The sequence below is a fragment of the Acetobacterium sp. genome, assembly GCF_041752335.1.
In the GTDB taxonomy this organism is placed as follows: domain Bacteria; phylum Bacillota; class Clostridia; order Eubacteriales; family Eubacteriaceae; genus Acetobacterium.
In genome coordinates, this window is sequence record NZ_JBGSHG010000126.1 from 78,838 (window position 1) to 101,332 (window position 22,495).

Genomic DNA, 22,495 nt, shown 5'->3' on the forward strand with positions numbered 1-22,495 from the left:
GTTGCGGATGATTACCGAAGACAAAAGGACAAACGCTCTCTTCGCCATTAGGATAGCGTAATGGTAGAGTAGTTGGGCGAGCATTGCTCACCCGAACTTTGATAGTAATAATAGTTAGATAACAGGAGGAAAAAATTATGGGAAAAGCATTAATTATCGGTTGTGGCGGGGTTGCCAGTGTGGCGATTCAAAAATGCTGTCAAAACAGCGACGTGTTTACCGAAATCTGTATTGCCAGCCGGACCAAAAGCAAGTGCGATGCGCTAAAAGCTAAATTGGATGGCGGGGCGACAATAATCACCACCGCTCAGGTCAATGCCGATCACGTCGATGAGCTGATTGCGCTGATTGAGGATGTCAATCCGGACGTGGTCCTAAACCTGGCTTTGCCTTATCAGGATCTGACCATTATGGACGCCTGTCTGGCCACCAAAACCCATTACGTCGATACCGCCAATTACGAGCCGGAAGATACCGCCAAATTTGAGTATAAATGGCAGTGGGAATACCGGGAACGGTTTGAAAAAGCCGGAATTACGGCGCTGCTGGGTAGCGGCTTTGACCCCGGCGTCACCGGCGTTTTCTCGGCTTATGCGATGAAGCATCAGTTTGATGAGATTAATTACATCGATATTCTTGATGCCAACGCCGGCGATCACGGCTATCCCTTTGCCACCAACTTCAATCCGGAAATTAATATTCGCGAAGTCACCGCTAACGGCAGCTACTGGGAAGACGGTCAGTGGATTGAAACTGAGCCGATGGAAATCAAGCGGGTTTACAATTTTCCCGAAATTGGCCCGAAAGATATGTATCTGCTCCACCACGAAGAACTGGAATCGCTGGGACAAAATATCAAGGGGATCAAACGGATTCGCTTCTTTATGACCTTTGGCGAAAGCTATCTGACCCACCTGAAATGTCTGGAGAACGTCGGCATGACCTCGATTGAACCGATCGAATATGACGGCAAGATGATTGTACCACTGCAGTTTCTGGCCGCCGTATTACCAGATCCGTCAACCTTGGGCCCCCGCACCAAAGGAAAAACCAATATCGGCTGTATCTTCCAGGGCAAAAAAGACGGCCAGGACAAAACCTACTACCTCTACAACGTTTGCGATCACGAAGAATGCTACAAAGAAGTCGGTTCCCAGGCGATCTCCTATACCACCGGGGTGCCGGCGATGATCGGTGCGATGCTGGTGATGACCGGCCAGTGGCAAAAACCCGGGGTTTACAATATCGAAGAGTTCGATCCCGATCCATTTATGGAAGCGTTAAACAAATGGGGCCTGCCCTGGCAGGAAAGTTTTGAACCGGAGCTGGTTGATTAAGCATGGTTGAAGACTTATGGAATTAAAAGATGTCTTCAAGGAGCTGCCGACGCCCTGTTATCTTGTTGACGAAAGCCTGCTGATTAAAAATCTGGAAATTTTGGATGGGGTCCAAAAAGCGACGGGTTGTCAGATTTTGCTGGCCCAAAAGGCTTTTTCGATGTTTTCGCTGTACCCCCTGATCGGCCGCTATCTGGCCGGCACCACGGCCAGCGGTTTGTTTGAAGCCCGGCTGGGCTGTGAGGAAATGGGTGGCGAAACCCATGTGTTTGCTACTGCCTATCGTGACGATGAGTTTGACGAAATCGTCGGGCTCTGCGACCATATTGTTTTTAACTCTTTCAATCAGTGGCAGAAATTTAAGGACAAAGCGCTTAGCGCCGGACGGGAATGCGGGATTCGGATTAATCCGGAATGCTCCACCCAGGATCACGCCATCTATGATCCCTGTTCACCAGGGTCAAGGATGGGGGTCACCCGCCGTCAGTTTGTTCCGGAGCTACCAGAAGGCATCAGTGGTCTGCATTTTCATACCCTCTGCGAACAGAATGCCGATGCTTTGGAGGAAACCTTGAAAGCCGTGGAAGACCGGTTCGGCGAATTTCTGCCGCAGCTGAAATGGCTCAATTTCGGGGGTGGCCACCATATCACCCGGGATGATTATGATGTCGAAAAACTGATTGTCGAAATCACTCGGATTCAGGAAAGCTATGGGCTAAAGGTCTATCTTGAGCCGGGGGAAGCGGTAGCCCTGAACACCGGTTTTCTGGTAGCAACGGTGCTGGATCTTATCGATAATGGTGTTCACAATGCCATCCTCGATACATCGGCCGCCTGTCATATGCCGGATGTGCTGGAAATGCCCTACCGACCCAATATTATCGGCGCAGCATTGCCAGATGAAAAACCCTTTACCTATCGGCTGGGCGGACCGACCTGCCTGGCCGGGGATATTATCGGCGACTACGCCTTTGAGCAACCGCTAAAAATTGGCGATCGCCTGGTGTTCTGCGACATGGCCATTTATTCGATGGTCAAAACCAACACCTTTAATGGCATGAATTTGCCAGCTATTGCCATCTTCACTAAGGAAAAAACGATCCGAATGGTGAAACAATTCGGCTATACTGATTTTAAAAACCGATTGTCCTAAAAGACAGTCGGTTTTTTCAGGGAATTTAGCTATTATCCCGGTGAGTCTTTATGGTATAATGGCTTAGATTAGAATTATTCCAGGAAGATTAGATCGCGAACAGGAGAAATATATGGTACATAAATTTAACCCCAAAAGTATAAAAAAGCTGGATGATGAGTGGCGTCGGGAAAACCTGCCGCCGATTGAAACATTAAAAAAATTAGGGCTTGAAGCAACGGATAGTGTGGCGGACATCGGTTGTGGAATCGGCTATTTTACCATTTCGGCGGCAAGTCTGATTGGGAACAACAACGCCTTTGCCCTGGATACCTCGCCGGAAATGCTGGCAGAGGTTGAACTTCGCAGCAAAGCGGCGGGCATAAAAAATATCGAGACAGTAAAAACCGAAGAACTGGATCTGATGATTCCCGATGAGTCTGTCAGTTTTGGATTGATGGTTAATGTGATCCATGAAATTGTTGATAAGAATCAATTTCTGGAAGAAAGCAGCCGGATTATCAAACCCGGGGGCAGGCTGGCCATTATTGACTGGGAAAAAGGGGAAACAGCAATGGGACCACCTGTCGACCATCGGATTGGCAGAGAAGAGCTAACCGCGATGTTAAGGGAAATTAATTTTGAATCTCAGGAAACGATGAACTTTACTGAAAATTTCTATGGACTCGTTTTCTCAAAAAAATAATTAACACCACCGGAAAGGCAGATGAAATGAATAAAGAAATGATTAAAACAGTAAAAAATGATCAGTTTGCCAAATTACTTGGCTTGGAGTTGATAACGGTTGAGATTGGCTATGCGGAAGTTAGAATGGCGATTAAAGAAGAACATTTTAATGGAATAGGCATCGTGCAAGGCGGTGCGATTTTTACCCTGGCGGACTTTGCCTTTGCGGCAGCAGCGAATGCCGGCGGGAAGGTTAGTGTCGGCATCAATGCCAATATCACCTACTTCAAACCGGCCAAGGGGAGATATCTGCTGGCCAAAGCCACCGAAACCGCGTCAAGTCGAAGTCTCTGCAACTATAGCGTGGATGTTTTTGATGAGGACAATGAGCTGCTGGTTGCCAAGTTTAATGCCACCGGTTTTATTAAAAATTAAATTGAAACCTCGCAGTTAATGGATCAAATCTAGACCGGCTGCGGGGTTTCTGAATTTTTTGAATCACTAAGGATGCTTATAAAAACCTATTAGCAGCACGTAGATTGTGATACTTGACAGGTTCTGTGCAGTGCGCAAAAATCACATGGATTTAAAGCACTGGTTTCATTTTGATTGATGACTCCCATGATTCCAGAGATGGATTTAATGGGAGTCATTTTCATGCTTGGTGAAAGATGAACCCCAATATCTTCAGGATTCAGTAGTTTAAAAATAGATCGCTGATTATTCAGCTCGAATTGATGCTGACCGGGATTCCAGACGTGGGTTCGCTTTAAATTTAAAGCGCTTAATCCATTTGAAACATAATCCTTTAACCAGGCCTCAGCATTTTCAATAAAGGCTGAACCCCAACAATCAAAAAAATAGTTCTCCATTGAATCTGTCAGCATTTTAGATTTGCAATCAAAGTCTTTGACAGTTGAGACAAAGCATAATACTTTTTCGGAATTTTCAAGAATTCGACCGGGCATTTTTCCCGAAAACTGTTCTCCGTTTTTTAGAATTACCCGATCTTCAAGGATTGCTGACACATCAAAACTTTGGATTACAGCATCGATCTCAAGGTCTTCAACTAAAAAATTATAGGCATTTATCACAGCTGCGCCATACTTTTTTGGGACGTTCAGATAGTCAATATTGGTGTGTTTTTTAAAATAAGCATGAACCTGAGTCAGGTCAGCTTTGGGAATAGTAAGGACAAGTTTTTTCGTTAACATTATCAAAAATATCTCCCTTCTAAATTGAATCAAGGATAAACATATTGAGGGATTTAATGGTTTTAATTTCATCAGGGGTCAGTGCTAATCGCTCCATTGTAAGCTCCTCATTTTTTAATGGCGAAGAGGACATCAGAAATTTTAAGGTGAATGGGGCAATCGGTCGATATGAGATACCAAACATCAAACCCCAGGTAACGGATTGATAGTATAGCGAATTGAGAATACAAAAACTCATTTTTTCCATGGGATTTGCCTGATTGACAAGATGGACGTAGGTCACCAGGTCATAGGATTCCACGGAGCCAAGATAGTAAAATGAACATTTTTCATAGTTTTCAAAAGAGGGAATGTCCATATAGAAACTGCAGCAATAGTCATTGGTATTGGTGCTGGGATTAATTGTCAGAAAAGATTTGACGATCCGCCGCTTTCGACCATCATAAAAATAGATATGCATGTGACGATGGCCACTAAAGGGGCTGTTGGTATTAGTTGGAAGAGGTTGAATTTCAGTTTGATAGTCGATTAACTGGTGAATGCCAATGTTCAGGGCTTGGGCAATTTCATAAAGAGTCTGCAGATCGATGGAGATCTGACCGTTCTCATATTTAGATACAGTGGATTTGCTCTTGCTGATTAATTCTGAAAACTGGGCGATGGACAAGTGCATTTGCTTACGATAAAATTTTATTTTTTTGCCGACGTAAACTGAGATAGATTCCATGATACTTTTCCCTTTCCTGATAGTGGTTCTTGATAAAAATTATGGCTGAAGCGAGAGTGGCAATGATAAAATCAGTATTCAAAGATTAGTCCCGATTTCGTTATGTGGTATTGTATACAGAATACCGAATCCTGTCAACGCTTTAATCGTTCATTTCCTTTTAAAATTGAAGGAAGGGTCTTGATTGATTGTGAGGGCAAAAATATAAAAAAGTTTTCTTTTAAATATAATTATGGATTAATAAAAGGATAATTCTGGTATAAAGCCTTTGGAGAATTACAGAAAAGAATAAAAAACATCATATTAAGAAACTATGACATACAATAGTTTCTCAACAAGAAACGACGATAAATTGACATATGTTAAATTTTAAGTTAGTATTAAAAAAAATGAAAAACTCAAATACAGATAATTTAATAATAATTGACAAGGAAGTCACTCTAATTCAATGGATTAGGTGATTTTTTTGTTTGGAGATATTATTTTATCAGTAAACGGAATCTTAATTTTTAGTTTAGTCTAAAAGCGGGTAATGCGAATATTGTTACCAAAAAATAAGTTTGATGAATGGATACTGATTTAGGTAATCAGAGAAGTGGATTAGCCCCCTAATTAATATTGTCTTGATCGTTGAGATGAAACAAACACTTCTCTGAACGTCCTTACAAATAATATCGTATGATCCCAGACAAAGAGGTCTATCAATTAATTTTATTAATTGATGGATCTTATTTTTTGGTTGTGAGGAATTATTACAAAAGGTTAATAGAATGATCAATCATTAGTCTGTTTAATTTTAGCCAAAAGCATGATCAATAAAGCAATTAAATAAACACAAGTTAAAGGAGAAAAACCATGTCAAAAATCACAGAATTAGCCGTAGTAGTAGAAGAGGGCAGAATCGACGATGTTATTGCAGCAGTAGAAGCTGCCCTGGAAGAAGGAAATGCACCGATGGATATTTTAAATGCCGGACTCATCGATCCCATTAACATTTTGGGGGAAAAGTTCAGACTGGGTGAAGTTTACGTACCGGAACTGCTGATCTCATCAAAAGCCATGAAAATGGGCGTCGACCGGATCAAACCGCTATTGGCAGTGGGGGATGTAACAACCCTGGGAAAAGCGATATTTTGCACTGTCGAAGGGGACATGCATGATATTGGCAAAAACCTGGTGGTGTTGCTGCTTGAAAGTGCCGGGTTTGAAGTCATCGATCTGGGTATGGATGTGGAACCGGATGATATTGTCGAAGCGGTGCAGGAAAATGACGATGTTCAGATTGTCGGGATGTCGGCGATGTTAACCACTACCATGTATGCCATGAAAGAAACCATTGAAGCGTTAGAAGAAGCCGGCCTTCGGGATCGGGTCAAGGTGTTGATTGGCGGTGCTCCGGTTAACCAGATCTTTGCCGATCAGATTGGGGCCGACGGTTACACCACCAATGCACCATCGGCAGTGGAATTATGCAAGAAATTAGTTGTTGCTTAATCGCAATAACGGGAAAATGGGGAAGGGTAAATGATGAAAGAATTTAACACGCGATTTATGGGCGCAAGAGGTGTTTCTTTTCTGACACGGGAAGAAATGGAAAAAATACACAGTTGCACACTGGAGTTGCTCCAGGAAGTTGGCGTCGAAGTACAGCATAAGGGTGCCATCGAATTATTAAAAAAAGCGGGCTGTGTCGTGAATAAAAAAAGAGTATCAATGCCACCAGCGTTGGTGGAGTGGGCAATTAAGCAAGCCCCATCACGTATTTTGCTTTATGACCGCGGTGGCGAATTTGCCATGGATGTCAGCGGAAAAAACTCCTACTATGGCGTGGGTTCGGCCTGTCCGAACATTGTCGACAGCTTTACTGGCGAAATCAGACTCTGCAATGAAGAAGATAACAAAAATTGTGTCAAAGTTGCCGACGCCATGCCCTACATTGATTATATGATGTCAATGGCGCAGGTTTACGGTCATCAGAAAAGTTCCTACGAACACGAATATGCAGCGATGATCCGTTATAGTTCCAAACCACAGGTCGTGATTACGGCTGATCTGGAATCGACAAAAAATGTTGTTGAGATGGCTGCGGTTGTCAGAGGGGGAATGGATGAGCTGGTGAAAAAACCGATGTTCATTCTTTATTGTGAACCAACCTCGCCGCTTGTCTGTACCAAAGAATCGGTTGAGAAGGTTATGTACATGGCTGAAAGCAATTTGCCGGTTCTTTATGCGCCAATTCCCATGAATGGGGCTACCGGGCCGATGACCTGTGCTGGCTCCTTGATTCAGGCAAATGCCGAATGTCTGGCAGGACTGGTTATTGCTCAGATTACCAGACCGGGTGCGCCCTTTCTGTATGGGGCAATCATTACCAATATGGATATGAAGAGCCTGCAGCCAACCTATGCGTCACCGGAAACGATGATGGAATCACTGGCGATGTCAGAAATGGGTTGTGACTTTTATCAGTTGCCAACCTGGGGCACCGCCGGCTGTACCAGTTCAAAATTGCCTGATGAACAGGCCGTTTTAGAAGGCACCCAATATATTACGCTGGCCGGTTTATCGGGTGCCAATGTCATTCACGATGTCGGTTACACCGCATTTGGGCTGGCTTTCTCACTGGATTTAGTGGTGATGATGAACGATGTTATCGGTCGGGTGCGACGTTTATTTGACGGCATTAATATGACAACCGAATATCTGTGTATGAAGGATCTCAAAGAGGTGGGCCCAAAAGGCCACTATCTTGGACAGACTTCGACCAGAAAGTTTAACAGCGAAATGTGGGAATCTAAAATTGAAGATCGCAATGAATATGAACGCTGGCGGGATCTGGGATCAAAAACCATGGGACAACGGGCCAATGAAATGGTTAAAAATATTATTGAAAATGGCGAATTGAACATGCTGCCCAAAGAGCTGGACGATAAAGTCGTGGCAATTCTGGACGCAGCGGATGCAAGAGAACGAGAACTGGAACAACAATAGACAAATTGATAGCGGAGCAATTACAGTATTGCTGCGAAAACAACATCCCGGCAATTAAACCAATCCGGCTGTTTGAACGAATAAAAAAGCGGGTTGCCTGCATTTTGGAAACGCATCAGTCCCAACTACTGGAATCGGAGATTGTCGGGAGAATTAAAACCATTTATTATATTTCTGTTGAAGGTGTCAGCAAAACTAAGAAAAAATAAAATCGAAATAATGCTCAGAACAGATAACACACATTATCTTATACAACTTTTTAAGGAGGGTATTATGAATTCGCAAGGAACAGTAAAAAAGAAAACAAATATGGTGTTAATTATTTCACTTTTGATCACACTCACTATTGTTGCCTGGGGCGTGTTTGCACCGGAGAATTTTGAAGCAGTTGGAAACCTCGCCTTCGGTATCTTGACGGGACAGTTCGGCTGGTTTTATACGGCGTCAGTAGCAGCATTTTTATTATTCAGTCTTTGGATCGGATTTTCCAAATATGGCAATATTCGTTTGGGGGCTGATGATTCAAGGCCGGAGTACAGCACGATGTCCTGGTTTTCGATGTTGTTTTCAGCAGGTATGGGGATCGGTTTGATCTTCTGGGGGGTAGCCGAGCCACTGAACCATTACCTCAGCCCCTTATATGTTGATCCCGGTACTGGGGCAGCAGCCGAGTTTGCCATAGAAAAATCATTCCTACACTGGGCATTGCATCCCTGGGCTTGCTTTGCGGTAATGGCATTGGCGCTGGCATTTATGCAGTTCAGAAAAAATAAAAAAGGTCAGATCAGCAGTATCTTCATACCTCTTGTTGGGGAAGAAAAAGTTAATGGATGGTTTGGTAAAACCATTGATGTACTGGCTATTTTTGCCACTGTTGCCGGGGTTGCCACTTCGCTGGGCCTGGGTACCATGCAGATTAACAGTGGTCTAAATTATCTGTTTGGAGTGCCAGAATCAAAAACCGTTCAGATTGCTATTATTGTGATTGTCACCTGTTTGTTTATTTTATCAGCGGTCTCAGGTATTGGTAGAGGGATTAAGATTCTCTCAAATGCTAACATGGTTCTGGCAGGGATTATTGTCATTATTGCCTTCCTGGTTGGACCAAAGGTTATGGCATTGGGTTTTTTCACTGAGGGAATTGGTAACTATTTCCAGAATATCATTGGTCAAACCTTTGCCATTGGAGCCTTTGGGGAATCTGAATGGTATGGTGGCTGGACGGTGTTCTATTGGGCATGGTGGATTGCCTGGGCTCCATTTGTGGGTTCGTTTATTGCCAGAATTTCCAAAGGACGAACCATTCGGGAATTTATTGCAGGAGTACTATTGGTGCCATCGCTGCTGACTTTTATCTGGTTTTCAGTCTTTGGCAGCATGGGTATTAATCTGGGACCAGAAATTGCCGCAGAAGCCATTAGCACTACCTCTACCGCCTGCTTTGTGGTATTCAGCCATTATCCGCTGGGAATCCTGCTGTCATTGATCACCCTGGTACTGGTTTGCACCTTCTTTATCACTTCAGCTGATTCAGCAACCTTTGTGCTGGGGGTATTCAGTTCTGACGGAAATCTGGACCCTTCCAACAAAATTAAAGTAATCTGGGGACTGCTTGAATCAGCACTAGCACTAGTGTTATTAGTTGGAACGGATAATGGTTTATCGATGCTGCAGAGTATTTCGATTGTCGGCGCCTTTCCCTTTGCCTTTGTTATGATTGGAGCCATATTTTCGTTAGTAAAATTAGTTAGAACGGATCCAGGTTATGAAGCTGCAGTAGAAAGTCAAAGAACTACAGATTTTAAAGATCCGGGTCTCCCTGAACTGGAAAGTGAGCTGACAAAACTTAATAAAATTATTATAACAGAAGAATAAAGCATTAAATAGAGTATTATTTCGATTTGCAAAAGTCCAGGAATCCTGGGCTTTTGTGGCGTTGAAAAATTGAACCGCAGCGTTTCAAAAAGTTTCGTTTAAATGTAATTCTATTTTGAAATTTCATAATCTATAGCATATCTAGGATAACATCTTGGAGCGTATCCCAAAAATGAACATTTAAAAGAAACAAGAGTTATAAGATGTTTCGCGATAAGAAACCGACTCGATTTGACGATGCGTTTATAAACATGTAAAATAATACCAACTTAATAAATTGTTCCAAGCAATTGGAAAAGACAAGGAAGTCTGAATTTCAACGATACGTTGGTTCGACTTCTTTTTTATTGATCACATGCTTTAAAATTAAAAAGAGAATTTAAAGGAGAAAGCCATGTCAAAAATCACAGAATTAGCCGTAGTAGTAGAAGAGGGCAGAATCGACGATGTCATTGCCGCCGTTGATGCCGCACTAGAAGAAGGAAACGCTCCGATGGATATTTTGAATGCCGGACTCATCGATCCCATTAACATTTTGGGGGAAAAGTTCAGACTGGGTGAAGTCTACGTACCGGAACTGCTGATCTCATCAAAAGCCATGAAAATGGGTGTTGACCGGATCAAACCGCGACTGGCAGTGGGGGATGTAACAACCCTGGGTAAAGCGATATTTTGCACCGTCGAAGGGGACATGCATGATATTGGTAAAAACCTGGTGGTGTTGCTGCTTGAAAGTGCCGGGTTTGAAGTCATCGATCTGGGTATGGATGTGGAACCGGATGATATTGTGGAAGCGGTGCAGGAAAATGACGATGTTCAGATTGTCGGGATGTCAGCGATGTTAACTACTACCATGTATGCCATGAAAGAAACCATCGAAGCGTTAGAAGAAGCCGGCCTACGGGATCGGGTCAAGGTGTTGATTGGCGGCGCTCCGGTTAACCAGATCTTTGCCGATCAGATTGGGGCCGACGGTTACACCACCAATGCCCCATCGGCAGTGGAATTATGTAAAAAATTAGTTGTTGCCTAATCGCAATAACGGGAAAATGGAGAAGGATAAATATGGATCGATCGAATTACAATAATGTATTAAAATGTGGATCACCACTGCGGTTTTTAAATGAGGAGGAGATGAAAGAAATTCACACCTCCACACTGGAGATATTACAGGAAGTCGGCAGTGTTATTCAGCATGAAGGTGCGCGTGAGATGCTTAAAAAAGCGGGCTGTACGGTTAAAGGAAAAACCGTCTATTTCCCTCATGGTCTAATTGAATGGGCGATCAAACAGGCGCCCTCGCACATTCATGTGTATGACCGGGATGGCGATGTGGCCATGGATCTGGGCGGCCGAAAAGCATATTTCGGCACCGGATCAGATTGTCCGACGCTGCTTGATGTCTATACTGGTGAGCATCGTAACTTTACGACTAAAGACATGGAAGACGGCGCCAAAATTATCGATGCCCTGCCGCAGATGGATTTTTTAATGTGCTGTGGCCTGATGTATGATTATCCGGTGACCTCTTATGAACATGAATATTCAATCATGGTTCGTAATTCGACGAAACCACAGGTGGTTACTGCTGCGGATCGTGAATCGATCAGCAATATCACTAAAATGGCGGTGGCGATCCGGGGAAGCATGGAAGAATTGGCCAGAAAACCCTTGTTCTTAATGTACAACGAACCAAACTCACCACTGATTCACACCTTTGAAGCGGTGGATAAGCTGATCTATTGTTCAGAAAATCAGATCCCCACCAATTACTCACCCTGCATGATGCCGGGAGCCACTGGCCCAATTACCAATGCTGGTGCTTTAATCCAGGGTAACGCGGAATGTCTGGCGGGATTAGTTATTCATCAGCTGGCCCACCCAGGCTCGCCAATTGTATTCGGCGGTGGGATGTATAATATGGATTTAAAATGCATGCAGCCAACCTATTGCTCGCCGGAAGCGATTGTCAATAACATTACTCTGGCGCAACTGGCCCGAGAAATGTATGAACTGCCAACCTGGGGCTTCACTGGTTGTTCAGGAAGTAAAGTGTTTGATGCTCAGGCGACAATGGAAGCATCTGAATTTATTTTCTCAATTGGCTATGCTGGTGTTAACCTAAACCATGATGTCGGATACTTAAACTATGGTTTAACCTTCTCCTATGAATTACTGGTATCCTGCAACGAAACCATCAGTCAGATGCGACGTGTTTTTGACGGGGTTCAATTCAGCAAGGATCATATGGCCATGGATGTGATTAAAGCTGTCGGTCCTAAGGGACACTATTTAAGTGAACCGCATACCTTAAAATACAATAAAGAAATGTGGAAACCGGACCTGACTGACCGGGCTGATTATGAAGGCTGGAAAAATGCCGGCGCAACCTCGTATGAACAACGGGTAAAAGCCCGAACCATCGATATTATTGAAAATTATGTGCCAAAACCATTAACCCCAGAACAGGATGCCGCCATTGATGCCATTCTCAAAGAAGTGGATAGTGCCGCGGAACAAAAAACAAAATCAAAATAAGCATGAATTTAAAAAAACCGGTACAAAGGCGTGCCTCCACACCGTACCGGTTTTTTTGTGCATCATAAAGAAAAGGACAGCGAAATGAAAATAGGAATTGGAATTGATACCGGCGGCACCTGCACCGATGTCGTCGCATATAATTTTGAAGACGAAACGATCATCGCCTATGGAAAAACCTTAACCACCAAAGAAGACTTATCCATCGGGATTGGTAAGGCGCTGGATAAATTACCCCGGGAATGTGTGGAGCAGGCCGAAGTGATTGCCTTATCGACAACCCTGGCAACGAACGCCTGTGTTGAAAATAAGGGCGGTCGGGCAAAGCTGGTTTTATTCGGAATCGAACGCGAAACGGTTTTTAAAGTCGGCAGTAATTATGGCTTAACCATGGATGACAGTCTCTGCTTTATTGACAGCAAAACCAAACCCACCGGGAAGATCGTGGCGGCGCCGGATTGGGTGCATTTTGAGGAAAAATTAAGGGATCATTTTGAATCCTGTGATGCTGTCGGTCTTGTGGAAATGTACGCCAAAAAAACCGGAGCTCAATTTGAGAAAAAGGCTCATGCGATGATTAAGGAGCAGCTGCGTATTCCGGCGGTTTGCGGCTATGAACTTTTTTCAGAAAATAACATTGTCAAACGGGGGGCCAGTGCGCTGCTCAATGCCCGGTTAATTCCGGTCATCGAAGAATTTTTGAGGTCGGTTGAAAAGGCGTTAGCAGAGCGGCAGATCACAGCCCCCTTTGTGATTGTCCGTAGTGATGGCAGCCTGATGACCGAGAAATTTACGGCCACCAGACCGGTGGAAACCCTCTTATGTGGACCAGTGGCCAGCGTCATGGGGGCCGTTGCACTATCCCGGGAAGAAAATTCGATGATTGTCGATATGGGTGGCACAACAACCGATATCGCCTTTGTCAAAGCGGGCGTGCCCCAGCGGGTGAAAACTGGAGTCCGGATCGGTAAATGGGACACCTTTGTCAAAGGACTGTTTGTTGACACCTTTGCCCTTGGCGGTGACAGCGGCGTCATTATTGATGATGGTAAGCTGGTACTGGAAAATGAAAAGGTCATGCCGCTGTGCATTGCGGCCAGAAAATTTCCGACACTGGTAAACTATCTCAAAAAAGAAGATGACAGTCGGGCCCTTTATCGTAATCAGCAAAAAGAAATTTATCTGGGCTTAAAAAACATCGCTGATCGGCCAGCCTATTCAAGTAAGGAAAAGACCATTGCCGGGAATCTTTATAAAAATCCCATGAGTCTGGAAGCTTTAGGGAAAAAACTTGAAACAGTCGTCCTGAATTCTCAAATTGAGCGAATGGTCAGAGAAGGAATTCTGATTCGCTGTGGGGTGACCCCCACTGACGTCATGCATATCAAAGGCGATTTTGACAAGTATAATCGTGAAGCCTCAGAGTATGGGGTAAATATTATGGCCCGCTCGCTGGGTGTTCAGCCCGAGGAGCTGGGTGAGCAGATTTATGATGAGGTAAAGCGAAAGCTTTATTTTAACATTGTCCGTATTATGATTGAAGATGCTTTCCCGGATATCCGGGCAGCTGGCCTGGGAACACAACTGGAAAGCATCATTAATGATAATTTTAGACGGGCTAAAACAGAAACCGGCAGCACTGAATTTTTTGGCTGCCAGCTCTCCACCCCTTCAGCGCTGATTGGGGTGGGTGCTCCAACCCATATTTTTTTAAAGGATGTGGCCAGAATGCTCGGCACTCAGGCGTATTCGTCGGAGTATTCAAAGGTGGCCAATGCCTTAGGGGCAGTTATCGGCAAGGTCAGTGCTACGGTGACCATTGATGTGTCCTACAATCAGGAGATGGATGATTATGTGGTTTATGGTCGCGGCGAACGGCAGTCCTTTAAGGAACTGGAAAAAGCCAAGCTGGTAGCGCAGGCACTGGCGCAAGAAAAGGTTAAAGAAGAAGCCATTAATCGCGGCGCGGATGACAATCTGACCCTCACTTACAGGGATGAAGAAATGGTCGTCGACACCGAATTTGGCTCTTTGTATATGGGCTATAAGGTCATTGCAACGGCCAGCGGCAATTTAAAATTAAATTAAAAAAATTAAACTGAAAAATCAAACTAAAAATAAGCGATAAGCAAAATGGAGGACTAAAATGGGAAAAGAAACGGTTTTAAAAACGCTCAGACATGAAAAAGTTGATGAGGTGGCATGGGTTCCATTTTCAGGTGTTCACGCCGCCTATATGAAAGGTTATACCGCAACCGAAATACTGACCGATGGGGATAAGCTTTTTGATGCCTTGATGAACGTCCATAAGCTCTATACCCCAGACGGGATGCCGATCGTCTTTGACCTTCAAATCGAAGCTGAAATTCTGGGCTGCAAGCTGATGTGGGCCGATGAAAATCCGCCATCAGTGGTAAAGCACCCCCTGCGTAAAGAAAAAACCATTCCCTGCAAATGCAAGATTCCCCAGAAAACCGATGGCCGGTTACCAATGGTAATTGAAGTCATGGAGCGGATGAAAAAAGAAGTAGGTGATGATACCGCCCTGTACGGATTATTATGTGGGCCGGTTACCCTGGCATCCCATTTGCGCGGGACTGATTTCTTTATGGATATTATTTCTGATCCCAGCTATGCCGAAGAACTGGCAGCTTTTTGTGCCGAAGTCAACATCGCCCTGGCTAAATACTACGTTGACGCCGGGATGGACGTTATTGCGGTGGTGGACCCGATCATCAGTCAGATTTCACCAAAAGCCATTGAAAAGCATTTTCTGTCTTCTTTCCAGGCGATTTTTGATGAGATCAGAAACATGGGTGTCTTAAGCTGTCTGTTTGTCTGCGGTGATGCTACCAATCAAATGGATGTGATGGCGCGCTCCCGGGCTGATGGGATCTCCATTGATGAAAATGTGGATATTGTGGCAGCGAAAAAAATCACCGATCAATACAATGTCACCATCTGCGGAAATATTCCATTAACCACGGTGATGCTGTTTGGAAGTCAGCTGGATAATATGAAATATGTAGTAGATATGATGGATGGCATTGACCATCACAATCTGGTCATCAGTCCGGGTTGTGATATGCCCTTTAAAATTCCGGTCGACAATACCATTGCCTGCGTTCAAGCCATTAAACATACTGACGATTCCCGGGAAATGGTCAAAAATCACGAAGCAGCAGGAACCTTAATGGATATCGAGTTGCCGGATTACGATGCCCTGACCAAGCCCTTTGTCGAATTATTTACCCTGGATGCCGATACCTGTGCCGCCTGCACCTATATGGTCAATGCGGTAAAAGAGGTGAAGGATATTATGGGCGATGATTTTGACATGGCCGAGTATAAATACAATCGCAAAGAAGACATTGCCAGAACCCAAAAAATGGGCGTTTTGCATTTACCTTCCATTTATATTAATGGACAGGTGCGCTGGTCTTCAATTATTCCGCCACGGGAAGAGCTGATTGCAGCAATCAAGGAATTAATGTCATAAAAAACAAATAAAATGAATGGATACACAAAGCTAAACTAGTTCGGTTGAAGAATTTGAGAGAGACTGGAAACAGCGCCGAAGGTGAAATGCGAAAACTCTCAGGCAAAAGGATCAAATTTGGACGAAACTCTGGAGAACAATGGTGTACCGAAGAAGCAACCAGAAACTATGGGAATCTTTCAGGTAAAAGGACAGAGGCAAAGAGTGATGGCGGTCAATTCATAAAAATAATGGAGGAACAAAAATGGAACGTAAAACCCCTTTATATGATAAGCACATACAGCATCAAGGAAATATGGTTCCTTTTGCCGGCTACCTTTTACCTGAACAATATGAACAAGGCGTCATTGAAGAACATATAGCCGTCCGTACCAAGGCCGGACTGTTTGATGTATCCCACATGGGCGAAGTAACCTGTCAAGGAAAAGATGCGCTCAAGAATCTGAATCAGATCATGACCAATGATTTTACCGACATGGTTGTGGGACAGGCCCGCTATACCCCGATGTGTCATGAAAATGGCGGTATGGTGGATGATTTGATTGTTTATAAACGCGGCGAAGATGATTATTACATTGTTGTTAATGCGGCAAATAAAGACAAGGATTTTAATTGGCTGGTAGCCCATCAATTTGGCGCCGTTGAATTTAAAGATATTTCCGAAGCAGTTGCCCAGCTGGCGATCCAGGGACCCATGGCGCCGGCGATCGTTGCTAAAATAACGGAAGCTCAATACATCCCGCAAAAATACTATCACGCAGTCTTTGATTGCCTGGTAGCTGGCATCCCCTGTATTGTATCATGGACTGGCTACACCGGGGAAAATGGCTATGAAATTTTTACGGCAGCAGCGGATGGCCCTAAAATGTGGGATGCGTTACTGAAAGCCGGGCAAGCAGAGGGATTGATTCCCTGTGGTCTGGCAGCCAGAGATACCCTGCGGCTGGAAGCGGCCATGCCCCTTTATGGCCATGAAATGGATGATACAGTTGATCCCTTGGAAGCCAGTCTCAGCTTTGCGGTAAAAATGACGAAAGAAGATTTTATCGGCAAAAAGGCCATAACGGCAAAAGGTACCCCGGCGATTAAGCGCGTTGGACTGAAAGTAATTGGACGAGGGATTGTCCGGGAGCAGCAACGGGTTTTACTCAATGGGGTCGAAGTGGGCCATACTACCTCCGGCACCCATTGTCCCTACTTAGGTTATCCCATTGCAATGGCTTTGTTAGATAGTTGCTGTACTCAGATTGGCACAAAAGTTGAAGTAGAAGTGCGCCAGAAAAAAGTGGCGGCAGAAATTGTAGCCCTGCCTTTTTATAAAAAGGGTCAGCAGTAAGTAAATAGGAGGAAAGAAAATGAATATACAAAATGATCGGCTTTATGCAAAATCCCATGAGTGGATTAAATTTGAAGATGATGGCACTGCAACCATTGGCATTTCTGATTTTGCCCAACATGCAATGGGCGGGATAGTCTTTGTGGAACTTCCGGAAATTGGAGACACTCTGGAAATTGGAAAGGGCTTTGCAGAAGTGGAATCGGTAAAATCGGTTGCCGATATTTATGCTCCAGTTGACGGCGTGGTTCTGGAGGTCAACGAAGAGCTGCTGGATTCACCAGGACTGATCAATGAAGACCCCTACGGAGTGTGGCTGGTTAAACTGGAAAAGATTACAGAAAAAGGTGAATTGCTGGAATCTGCAGTTTACGAACAAGTCATCGAAACAGTCAAACACTAAGCAACTGATCAAGGAGGAAGATTAATGGGGAACTACATACCAGTTACTGAGAACGAAAAAAAGGAAATGCTGCTGGCTATTGGCATTGATTCAATCGATGCCCTATTTGGTCAGATACCGGAAGAAATGATCATCAAAGGTGGTCTTGATTTACCGGAAGGTCTGTCTGAGACGCTGATTCATAAGAAAATGACAGCCATGGCCGAAAAAAACAGGGTTTTTAAATCCCTGTTTCGGGGAGCCGGAGCCTATCAACATTATATTCCTGCTATTGTTAAGTCAATTACTGGCAAAGAAGCATTTTTGACGGCCTATACTCCCTATCAGGCCGAGGTCAGTCAGGGCATTCTACAGACCATCTTTGAATATCAGACGATGATGTGCGAATTAACCGGTCTGGACGATTCCAATGCCTCGGTATATGATGGGGCAACGGCCGCCGCAGAAGCGATTGCCATGTGCAAAGCACGAAAAAAAAATAAGGCGTTGGTGTCGGCCACCGCTAATCCGGGTGTCATTGAAACCATTAAAACCTATTGTCACGGAAATGGCATGGAAGTGGTGGTGATTCCGGAAAAAAATGGGGAAACCAATATCGAGTTGTTGAAAAGACAATTGGATGATGGGGTGGCCTGCCTGTATCTCCAACAACCCAATTATTTTGGGATCATAGAAGCGGCTGAGGAAATTAGTCAGCTGATTCACACGGTTAATGGAAAATTGATTATGGGGGTTAACCCCATTGCCATGGCAGTTCTGAAAACACCGGCAGAATGCCAGGCAGACATAGCCGTAGGCGAAGGTCAGCCACTGGGGATGCCATTGGGTTTTGGCGGTCCGTATCTGGGTTTTATGACCTGTAAAGCCGAGATGACCCGAAAATTACCGGGCAGAATTGTGGGAGAAACCACTGACCTGGAAGGAAAACAGGCCTTTGTGCTAACGTTGCAGGCCAGAGAACAGCACATCCGCCGGGAAAAGGCAGCCAGTAATATCTGTTCCAATCAGGCATTATGTGCGATGACAGCCGCAGTTTATCTGACAGCGGTAGGGCCCCGGGGACTAAAGGAAGCGGCAATTCAAAGTATGTCAAAGGCTGCTTATCTCAAAGAGCAACTGGCAGAAATCGGATATGCGGCGGTTTTTGACAAACCGTTCTTTAATGAATTTGTTACGGAGGCAAAAGGAGAACCGGAGAAAATCATGGCATCGCTGGCAGATAATGGTATTCTGGGCGGTTTACCGTTGACGGGAGAGCATATGGGACACATTCTCTGGTGCTGTACCGAGATGAATAGCAAAGATGAGATCGATACACTGATCCAGATTCTCAAGGAGGTATAAAGTTGAGTTTGATATTTGAAAAAAGCATCACGGGACGGGGACTGACCCTCTTTGAAGCATGTGACGTGCCGGTTGTAAAACTACCAGAGGATCAAAGCCGCAAAATAGCCTTGCATCTTCCCGAGCTTTCCGAAAATGATATGAGTCGGCACTACACCGAACTGGAGAAAAAAACCCATGGCGTCAATGACGGTTTTTATCCGTTGGGATCATGCACGATGAAGTATAATCCCCGGATTAATGAAGAAATTGCGGGGTTGCCTGGATTTACATCCGTTCATCCCTTGCAGCCGGAAGTCTCGATTCAAGGTTGTCTGGAAGTGCTGAAAACGACCGAAAATTGTTTGTGTGAAATTACCGGAATGAATGCCTTTTCGCTGCAGCCGGCAGCCGGTGCTCATGGCGAGTTTGCCGGGTTAATGCTGATTAAGGCCTACCATGAAGATCGGGGTGACTTAAAGCGAACAAAAATAATCGTACCTGATTCAGCCCACGGTACCAATCCTGCCAGCGCCACCATGGCCGGATTTGAAGTGATCAGCATTGCCTCGATGGCAGATGGTTGTGTTGATCTGGAAAAATTGAAAGTGGCGGTGGGTGAAGATACCGCCGGGCTGATGCTCACTAATCCCAACACGGTGGGGTTATTTGATAAAAATATCCTTGAAATTACGAAAATTATACATCAGGCCGGCGGGCTGAACTATTACGATGGGGCGAACCTCAATGCGATTATGGGAATCGTCAGGCCGGGAGATATGGGGTTTGACGTGATCCATGTTAATTTGCATAAAACCTTTTCGACCCCTCATGGCGGTGGGGGACCAGGTTCCGGACCAGTGGGCTGCAAAAGCTTATTGGAAGAATTTTTACCGGGACTGATGGTTACCGGTAAAGAATATTTTCAGTTTTGCAAGCCGGAAAAATCGATTGGCAATACCAAAAGTTTTTACGGGAACTTCCTGGTTGTGGTAAAAGCGTTAACCTACATGCTGACGCTGGGTAAGGAAGGAATTCCGGAGGCTAGCCGGCATGCAGTTTTAAATGCCAACTACATGATGGCAGAACTAGCTGACTGCTATGATATGGCTTATAAGGAAACCTGCATGCATGAGTTTGTGATGAGTCTGGCACAATTAAAAAAAGAAACCGGCATTTCTGCCATGGATATTGCAAAAGGCTTACTGGATAATGATATCCACCCGCCAACCATGTATTTTCCGTTGATTGTTGAGGAGGCGTTGATGGTTGAACCCACTGAAACCGAGTCTAAGGAGGTTTTGGATCATGCCGTCAGCATCCTAAAATGCTTGCATACACAGGCGCATGAAAATGCCGAAGCATTGCAACAGGCCCCCATCAAAAAAGCAGTCCGACGCTTGGATGAATTGAATGCCGCCAGAAACCCAAAACTGAGATATTCATTTTAAAGATGACAAAATACCGGAGAACCTTCTTTTGGAATAACTGTTAAAAGCGGTTCTTTTGTTTTAATACAGGAGATATTATGATGAGAATACTGTTCCAACCTGGGGAAAAATCAGTCGATGTACCTCCAAATACTACCTTGCTGGAGGCAGCGGCGGCAGCCGGCATGCTTATTGATGGCAACTGCAATGGATTAGGAAGCTGTGGAAAATGCAAGGTGCGGATTGTTGAAGGAAAACCGGATGAATTGGATCCTGCTGAGAAAAAAATTTTGACCGTTGAAGAAGTAGAGGGTGGTTTTCGACTGGCCTGCAAAACTATGGCAAAAGCTGATATGGTTGTTGAAGTGCCGTTAATGCATGGCGGAACAGCTGGTCGCAAAAAAGATTTAGCCCCATTGCCCGCCGGATTTAAACCCGATATTCGGCTATTTAAACGCCATGTCAAGGTTAGAAAAGCCACCATGAAGTATCAAAAAAATGATCTGAAACGGTTGGAAGAATCCCTTGAAGTTGAAAAGCTGACCATTGACTCACGACTGTTGCCGCAGTTGCATTCCATGCTGCAGGAAAAAAAGGGAGAAGTGACAGCGGTGCTGAGAAACAATCAGCTGATTGCGCTGGAGGCTGGCAACACGGAAGAGAGTCATTATGGGCTTGCCTTTGATATTGGAACCACAACGGTGGTTGCCTTGCTCTGGAATCTCAATACCGGTGAACTGATCGATATTGAGGCGAGGACGAATCCGCAGAGCAATTTTGGAGCAGATGTAATAACGCGGATTCAGTTTACGAAAGAAGGGGAAGGAAATATTCTATTTATGCAGAAAAAGATCATCCAATGTTTTAATGAGATGATTCAGACCTTCACCATAAAAATTGACATTGAGGCGGAACATATCTATGATGTGACCGTAGTAGGAAACACGACCATGAGCCATCTCTTCCAGGGCGTTGATCCTGAATCCCTGGCTCGGACGCCATTTGCGCCAGTTTACTGTCAAGGCGTCAATGGGGTGGCAAAAGAGCTGGGCTTGGGTATTAATCCTCTGGCCAATGTTTATGTGCTGCCAAATATTGCGGGACATGTGGGATCGGATATTGTCGCCGGGATGTTGGCCACGGATATCAATAAGCTAAAAGGGATTACTCTGGCCATTGATATTGGAACAAATGGCGAAGTCTCTTTTGTCCATGATGGTAAAATACTCGTTTGTTCAACGGCTGCAGGGCCGGCCTTTGAAGGCGCAAGCATTCATCACGGCATACGGGCAGCAGAAGGTGCCATTGAAAGTGTAAAAATTAAAGAAGGTAAGGTTATCTTAAAAATCATCGACGCGGATAAACCCGTCGGAATTTGCGGATCAGGGCTGATCGATGCAGTTGCAGAATTGTTGAATGTGGGGATAATTACCAAAAATGGCCGGATGATTACCAAAGAAGAAGCCATTGAAGCAGGAGTTGAAAAAGACTTGTGTGCAAGACTGATCAAATCGGACCAGGGAATGGCATTTGTGATTTATCAGAACAATGGCCGGACTATTCTGATTAATCAGAGCGATATTCGTGAAGTCCAGTTGGCAAAAGCGGCGATGTTGGCAGGAATGTGTACGCTGGTTAAACACAACGGCTTTTCAATGGATGATGTTGATCGGATTCTGATTGCCGGCGCCTTTGGTAACTATATTGATAAGCAGAGCGCCCTGAGAATTGGTTTGCTTCCAGATATTGGAATTGATAAAATATACAGCGTCGGTAATGCCGCCGGTTCCGGGGCCAGTATGGCGTTGCTATCGATGAAGTCCCGCAATGAGGCTGAAATGCTGGCCAGTTCGGCCACCCATATCGAATTGTCAATGAGTCCCGATTTTCAGGATGAATATATGATGGCCATGCGGTTTTAGCAGGTAAGCATTAAAGTACCATGCGCTTTGTGAGCAATTTCGCAATGGCCTATATAGTTGTTGAATAGAAAGGAAAAATCA

At 44.6% G+C, this 22,495-nt stretch carries 18 protein-coding genes and 1 riboswitch; of the genes, 16 read left to right on the forward strand and 2 right to left on the reverse strand.

Annotated features, from left to right (window positions below; translation table 11 throughout):
* Nucleotides 1-137 precede the first annotated feature (137 nt).
* The 4 genes from ACEW8F_RS15655 (at nt 138) to ACEW8F_RS15670 (ending at nt 3,591) form a co-directional block, all read left to right on the forward strand.
* On the forward strand, nt 138-1,337 hold the full coding sequence (locus ACEW8F_RS15655) for a saccharopine dehydrogenase family protein (protein WP_373484398.1): 1,200 nt from the start codon (nt 138-140) through the stop codon (nt 1,335-1,337).
* A gap of 16 nt (nt 1,338-1,353) precedes the next feature.
* The gene (nspC, locus tag ACEW8F_RS15660; protein ID WP_373484399.1) at nt 1,354-2,490 is read left to right on the forward strand and encodes a carboxynorspermidine decarboxylase; all 1,137 of its coding nucleotides are present in this window, start codon (nt 1,354-1,356) and stop codon (nt 2,488-2,490) included.
* Nucleotides 2,491-2,602: 112 nt separating this feature from the next.
* Complete coding sequence (locus tag ACEW8F_RS15665) at nt 2,603-3,175, forward strand: class I SAM-dependent methyltransferase (RefSeq protein WP_373484400.1); 573 nt, start codon at nt 2,603-2,605, stop codon at nt 3,173-3,175.
* 26 nt (nt 3,176-3,201) lie between these two features.
* A complete protein-coding gene (locus tag ACEW8F_RS15670; protein WP_373484401.1) occupies nt 3,202-3,591 on the forward strand; it encodes a PaaI family thioesterase in 390 nt (129 codons plus the stop codon).
* 89 nt (nt 3,592-3,680) lie between these two features.
* On the opposite strand, the gene ACEW8F_RS15675 is transcribed toward ACEW8F_RS15670, so the two are convergent.
* Together ACEW8F_RS15675 and ACEW8F_RS15680 are read right to left on the reverse strand one after the other, a co-directional pair.
* Nucleotides 3,681-4,370 (reverse strand): hypothetical protein, encoded by a 690-nt coding sequence (locus ACEW8F_RS15675; RefSeq protein ID WP_373484402.1) that lies wholly within the window; start codon nt 4,368-4,370, stop codon nt 3,681-3,683.
* Between the two features lie 19 nt (nt 4,371-4,389).
* On the reverse strand, nt 4,390-5,097 hold the full coding sequence (locus ACEW8F_RS15680) for a helix-turn-helix domain-containing protein (protein ID WP_373484403.1): 708 nt from the start codon (nt 5,095-5,097) through the stop codon (nt 4,390-4,392).
* An 855-nt stretch (nt 5,098-5,952) separates the two neighbouring features.
* Here ACEW8F_RS15680 and ACEW8F_RS15685 point away from each other — a divergent pair.
* From ACEW8F_RS15685 to ACEW8F_RS15740, 12 genes are all read left to right on the forward strand, one after another.
* Complete coding sequence (locus ACEW8F_RS15685; protein ID WP_373484404.1) at nt 5,953-6,591, forward strand: B12-binding domain-containing protein; 639 nt, start codon at nt 5,953-5,955, stop codon at nt 6,589-6,591.
* Between the two features lie 30 nt (nt 6,592-6,621).
* Entirely contained in the window at nt 6,622-8,088 is a 1,467-nt protein-coding gene (locus tag ACEW8F_RS15690; RefSeq protein WP_373484405.1) for a trimethylamine methyltransferase family protein, read from the forward strand.
* A gap of 273 nt (nt 8,089-8,361) precedes the next feature.
* On the forward strand, nt 8,362-9,963 hold the full coding sequence (locus ACEW8F_RS15695) for a BCCT family transporter (protein WP_373484406.1): 1,602 nt from the start codon (nt 8,362-8,364) through the stop codon (nt 9,961-9,963).
* A 394-nt stretch (nt 9,964-10,357) separates the two neighbouring features.
* A complete protein-coding gene (locus ACEW8F_RS15700; protein WP_373484407.1) occupies nt 10,358-10,996 on the forward strand; it encodes a B12-binding domain-containing protein in 639 nt (212 codons plus the stop codon).
* A gap of 32 nt (nt 10,997-11,028) precedes the next feature.
* Entirely contained in the window at nt 11,029-12,501 is a 1,473-nt protein-coding gene (locus tag ACEW8F_RS15705) for a trimethylamine methyltransferase family protein (RefSeq protein WP_373484408.1), read from the forward strand.
* Between the two features lie 84 nt (nt 12,502-12,585).
* Entirely contained in the window at nt 12,586-14,589 is a 2,004-nt protein-coding gene (locus tag ACEW8F_RS15710; protein ID WP_373484409.1) for a hydantoinase/oxoprolinase family protein, read from the forward strand.
* Between the two features lie 58 nt (nt 14,590-14,647).
* A complete protein-coding gene (locus ACEW8F_RS15715; protein WP_373484410.1) occupies nt 14,648-16,000 on the forward strand; it encodes a uroporphyrinogen decarboxylase family protein in 1,353 nt (450 codons plus the stop codon).
* A gap of 44 nt (nt 16,001-16,044) precedes the next feature.
* Nucleotides 16,045-16,124, forward strand: a riboswitch (glycine riboswitch).
* A 120-nt stretch (nt 16,125-16,244) separates the two neighbouring features.
* The gene (gcvT, locus tag ACEW8F_RS15720) at nt 16,245-17,336 is read left to right on the forward strand and encodes a glycine cleavage system aminomethyltransferase GcvT (protein WP_373484411.1); all 1,092 of its coding nucleotides are present in this window, start codon (nt 16,245-16,247) and stop codon (nt 17,334-17,336) included.
* Nucleotides 17,337-17,355: 19 nt separating this feature from the next.
* Nucleotides 17,356-17,739 (forward strand): glycine cleavage system protein GcvH, encoded by a 384-nt coding sequence (gene gcvH / locus ACEW8F_RS15725; RefSeq protein ID WP_373484412.1) that lies wholly within the window; start codon nt 17,356-17,358, stop codon nt 17,737-17,739.
* Between the two features lie 24 nt (nt 17,740-17,763).
* Nucleotides 17,764-19,083, forward strand: coding sequence for an aminomethyl-transferring glycine dehydrogenase subunit GcvPA (gcvPA, locus tag ACEW8F_RS15730; RefSeq protein ID WP_373484413.1), 1,320 nt, complete (start codon nt 17,764-17,766; stop codon nt 19,081-19,083).
* Nucleotides 19,084-19,085: 2 nt separating this feature from the next.
* Nucleotides 19,086-20,513: an aminomethyl-transferring glycine dehydrogenase subunit GcvPB gene (gcvPB, locus tag ACEW8F_RS15735; protein WP_373484414.1), complete on the forward strand. Its 1,428-nt coding sequence runs from the start codon at nt 19,086-19,088 to the stop codon at nt 20,511-20,513.
* 77 nt (nt 20,514-20,590) lie between these two features.
* The gene (locus tag ACEW8F_RS15740) at nt 20,591-22,414 is read left to right on the forward strand and encodes an ASKHA domain-containing protein (RefSeq protein WP_373484415.1); all 1,824 of its coding nucleotides are present in this window, start codon (nt 20,591-20,593) and stop codon (nt 22,412-22,414) included.
* Nucleotides 22,415-22,495: the final 81 nt, after the last annotated feature.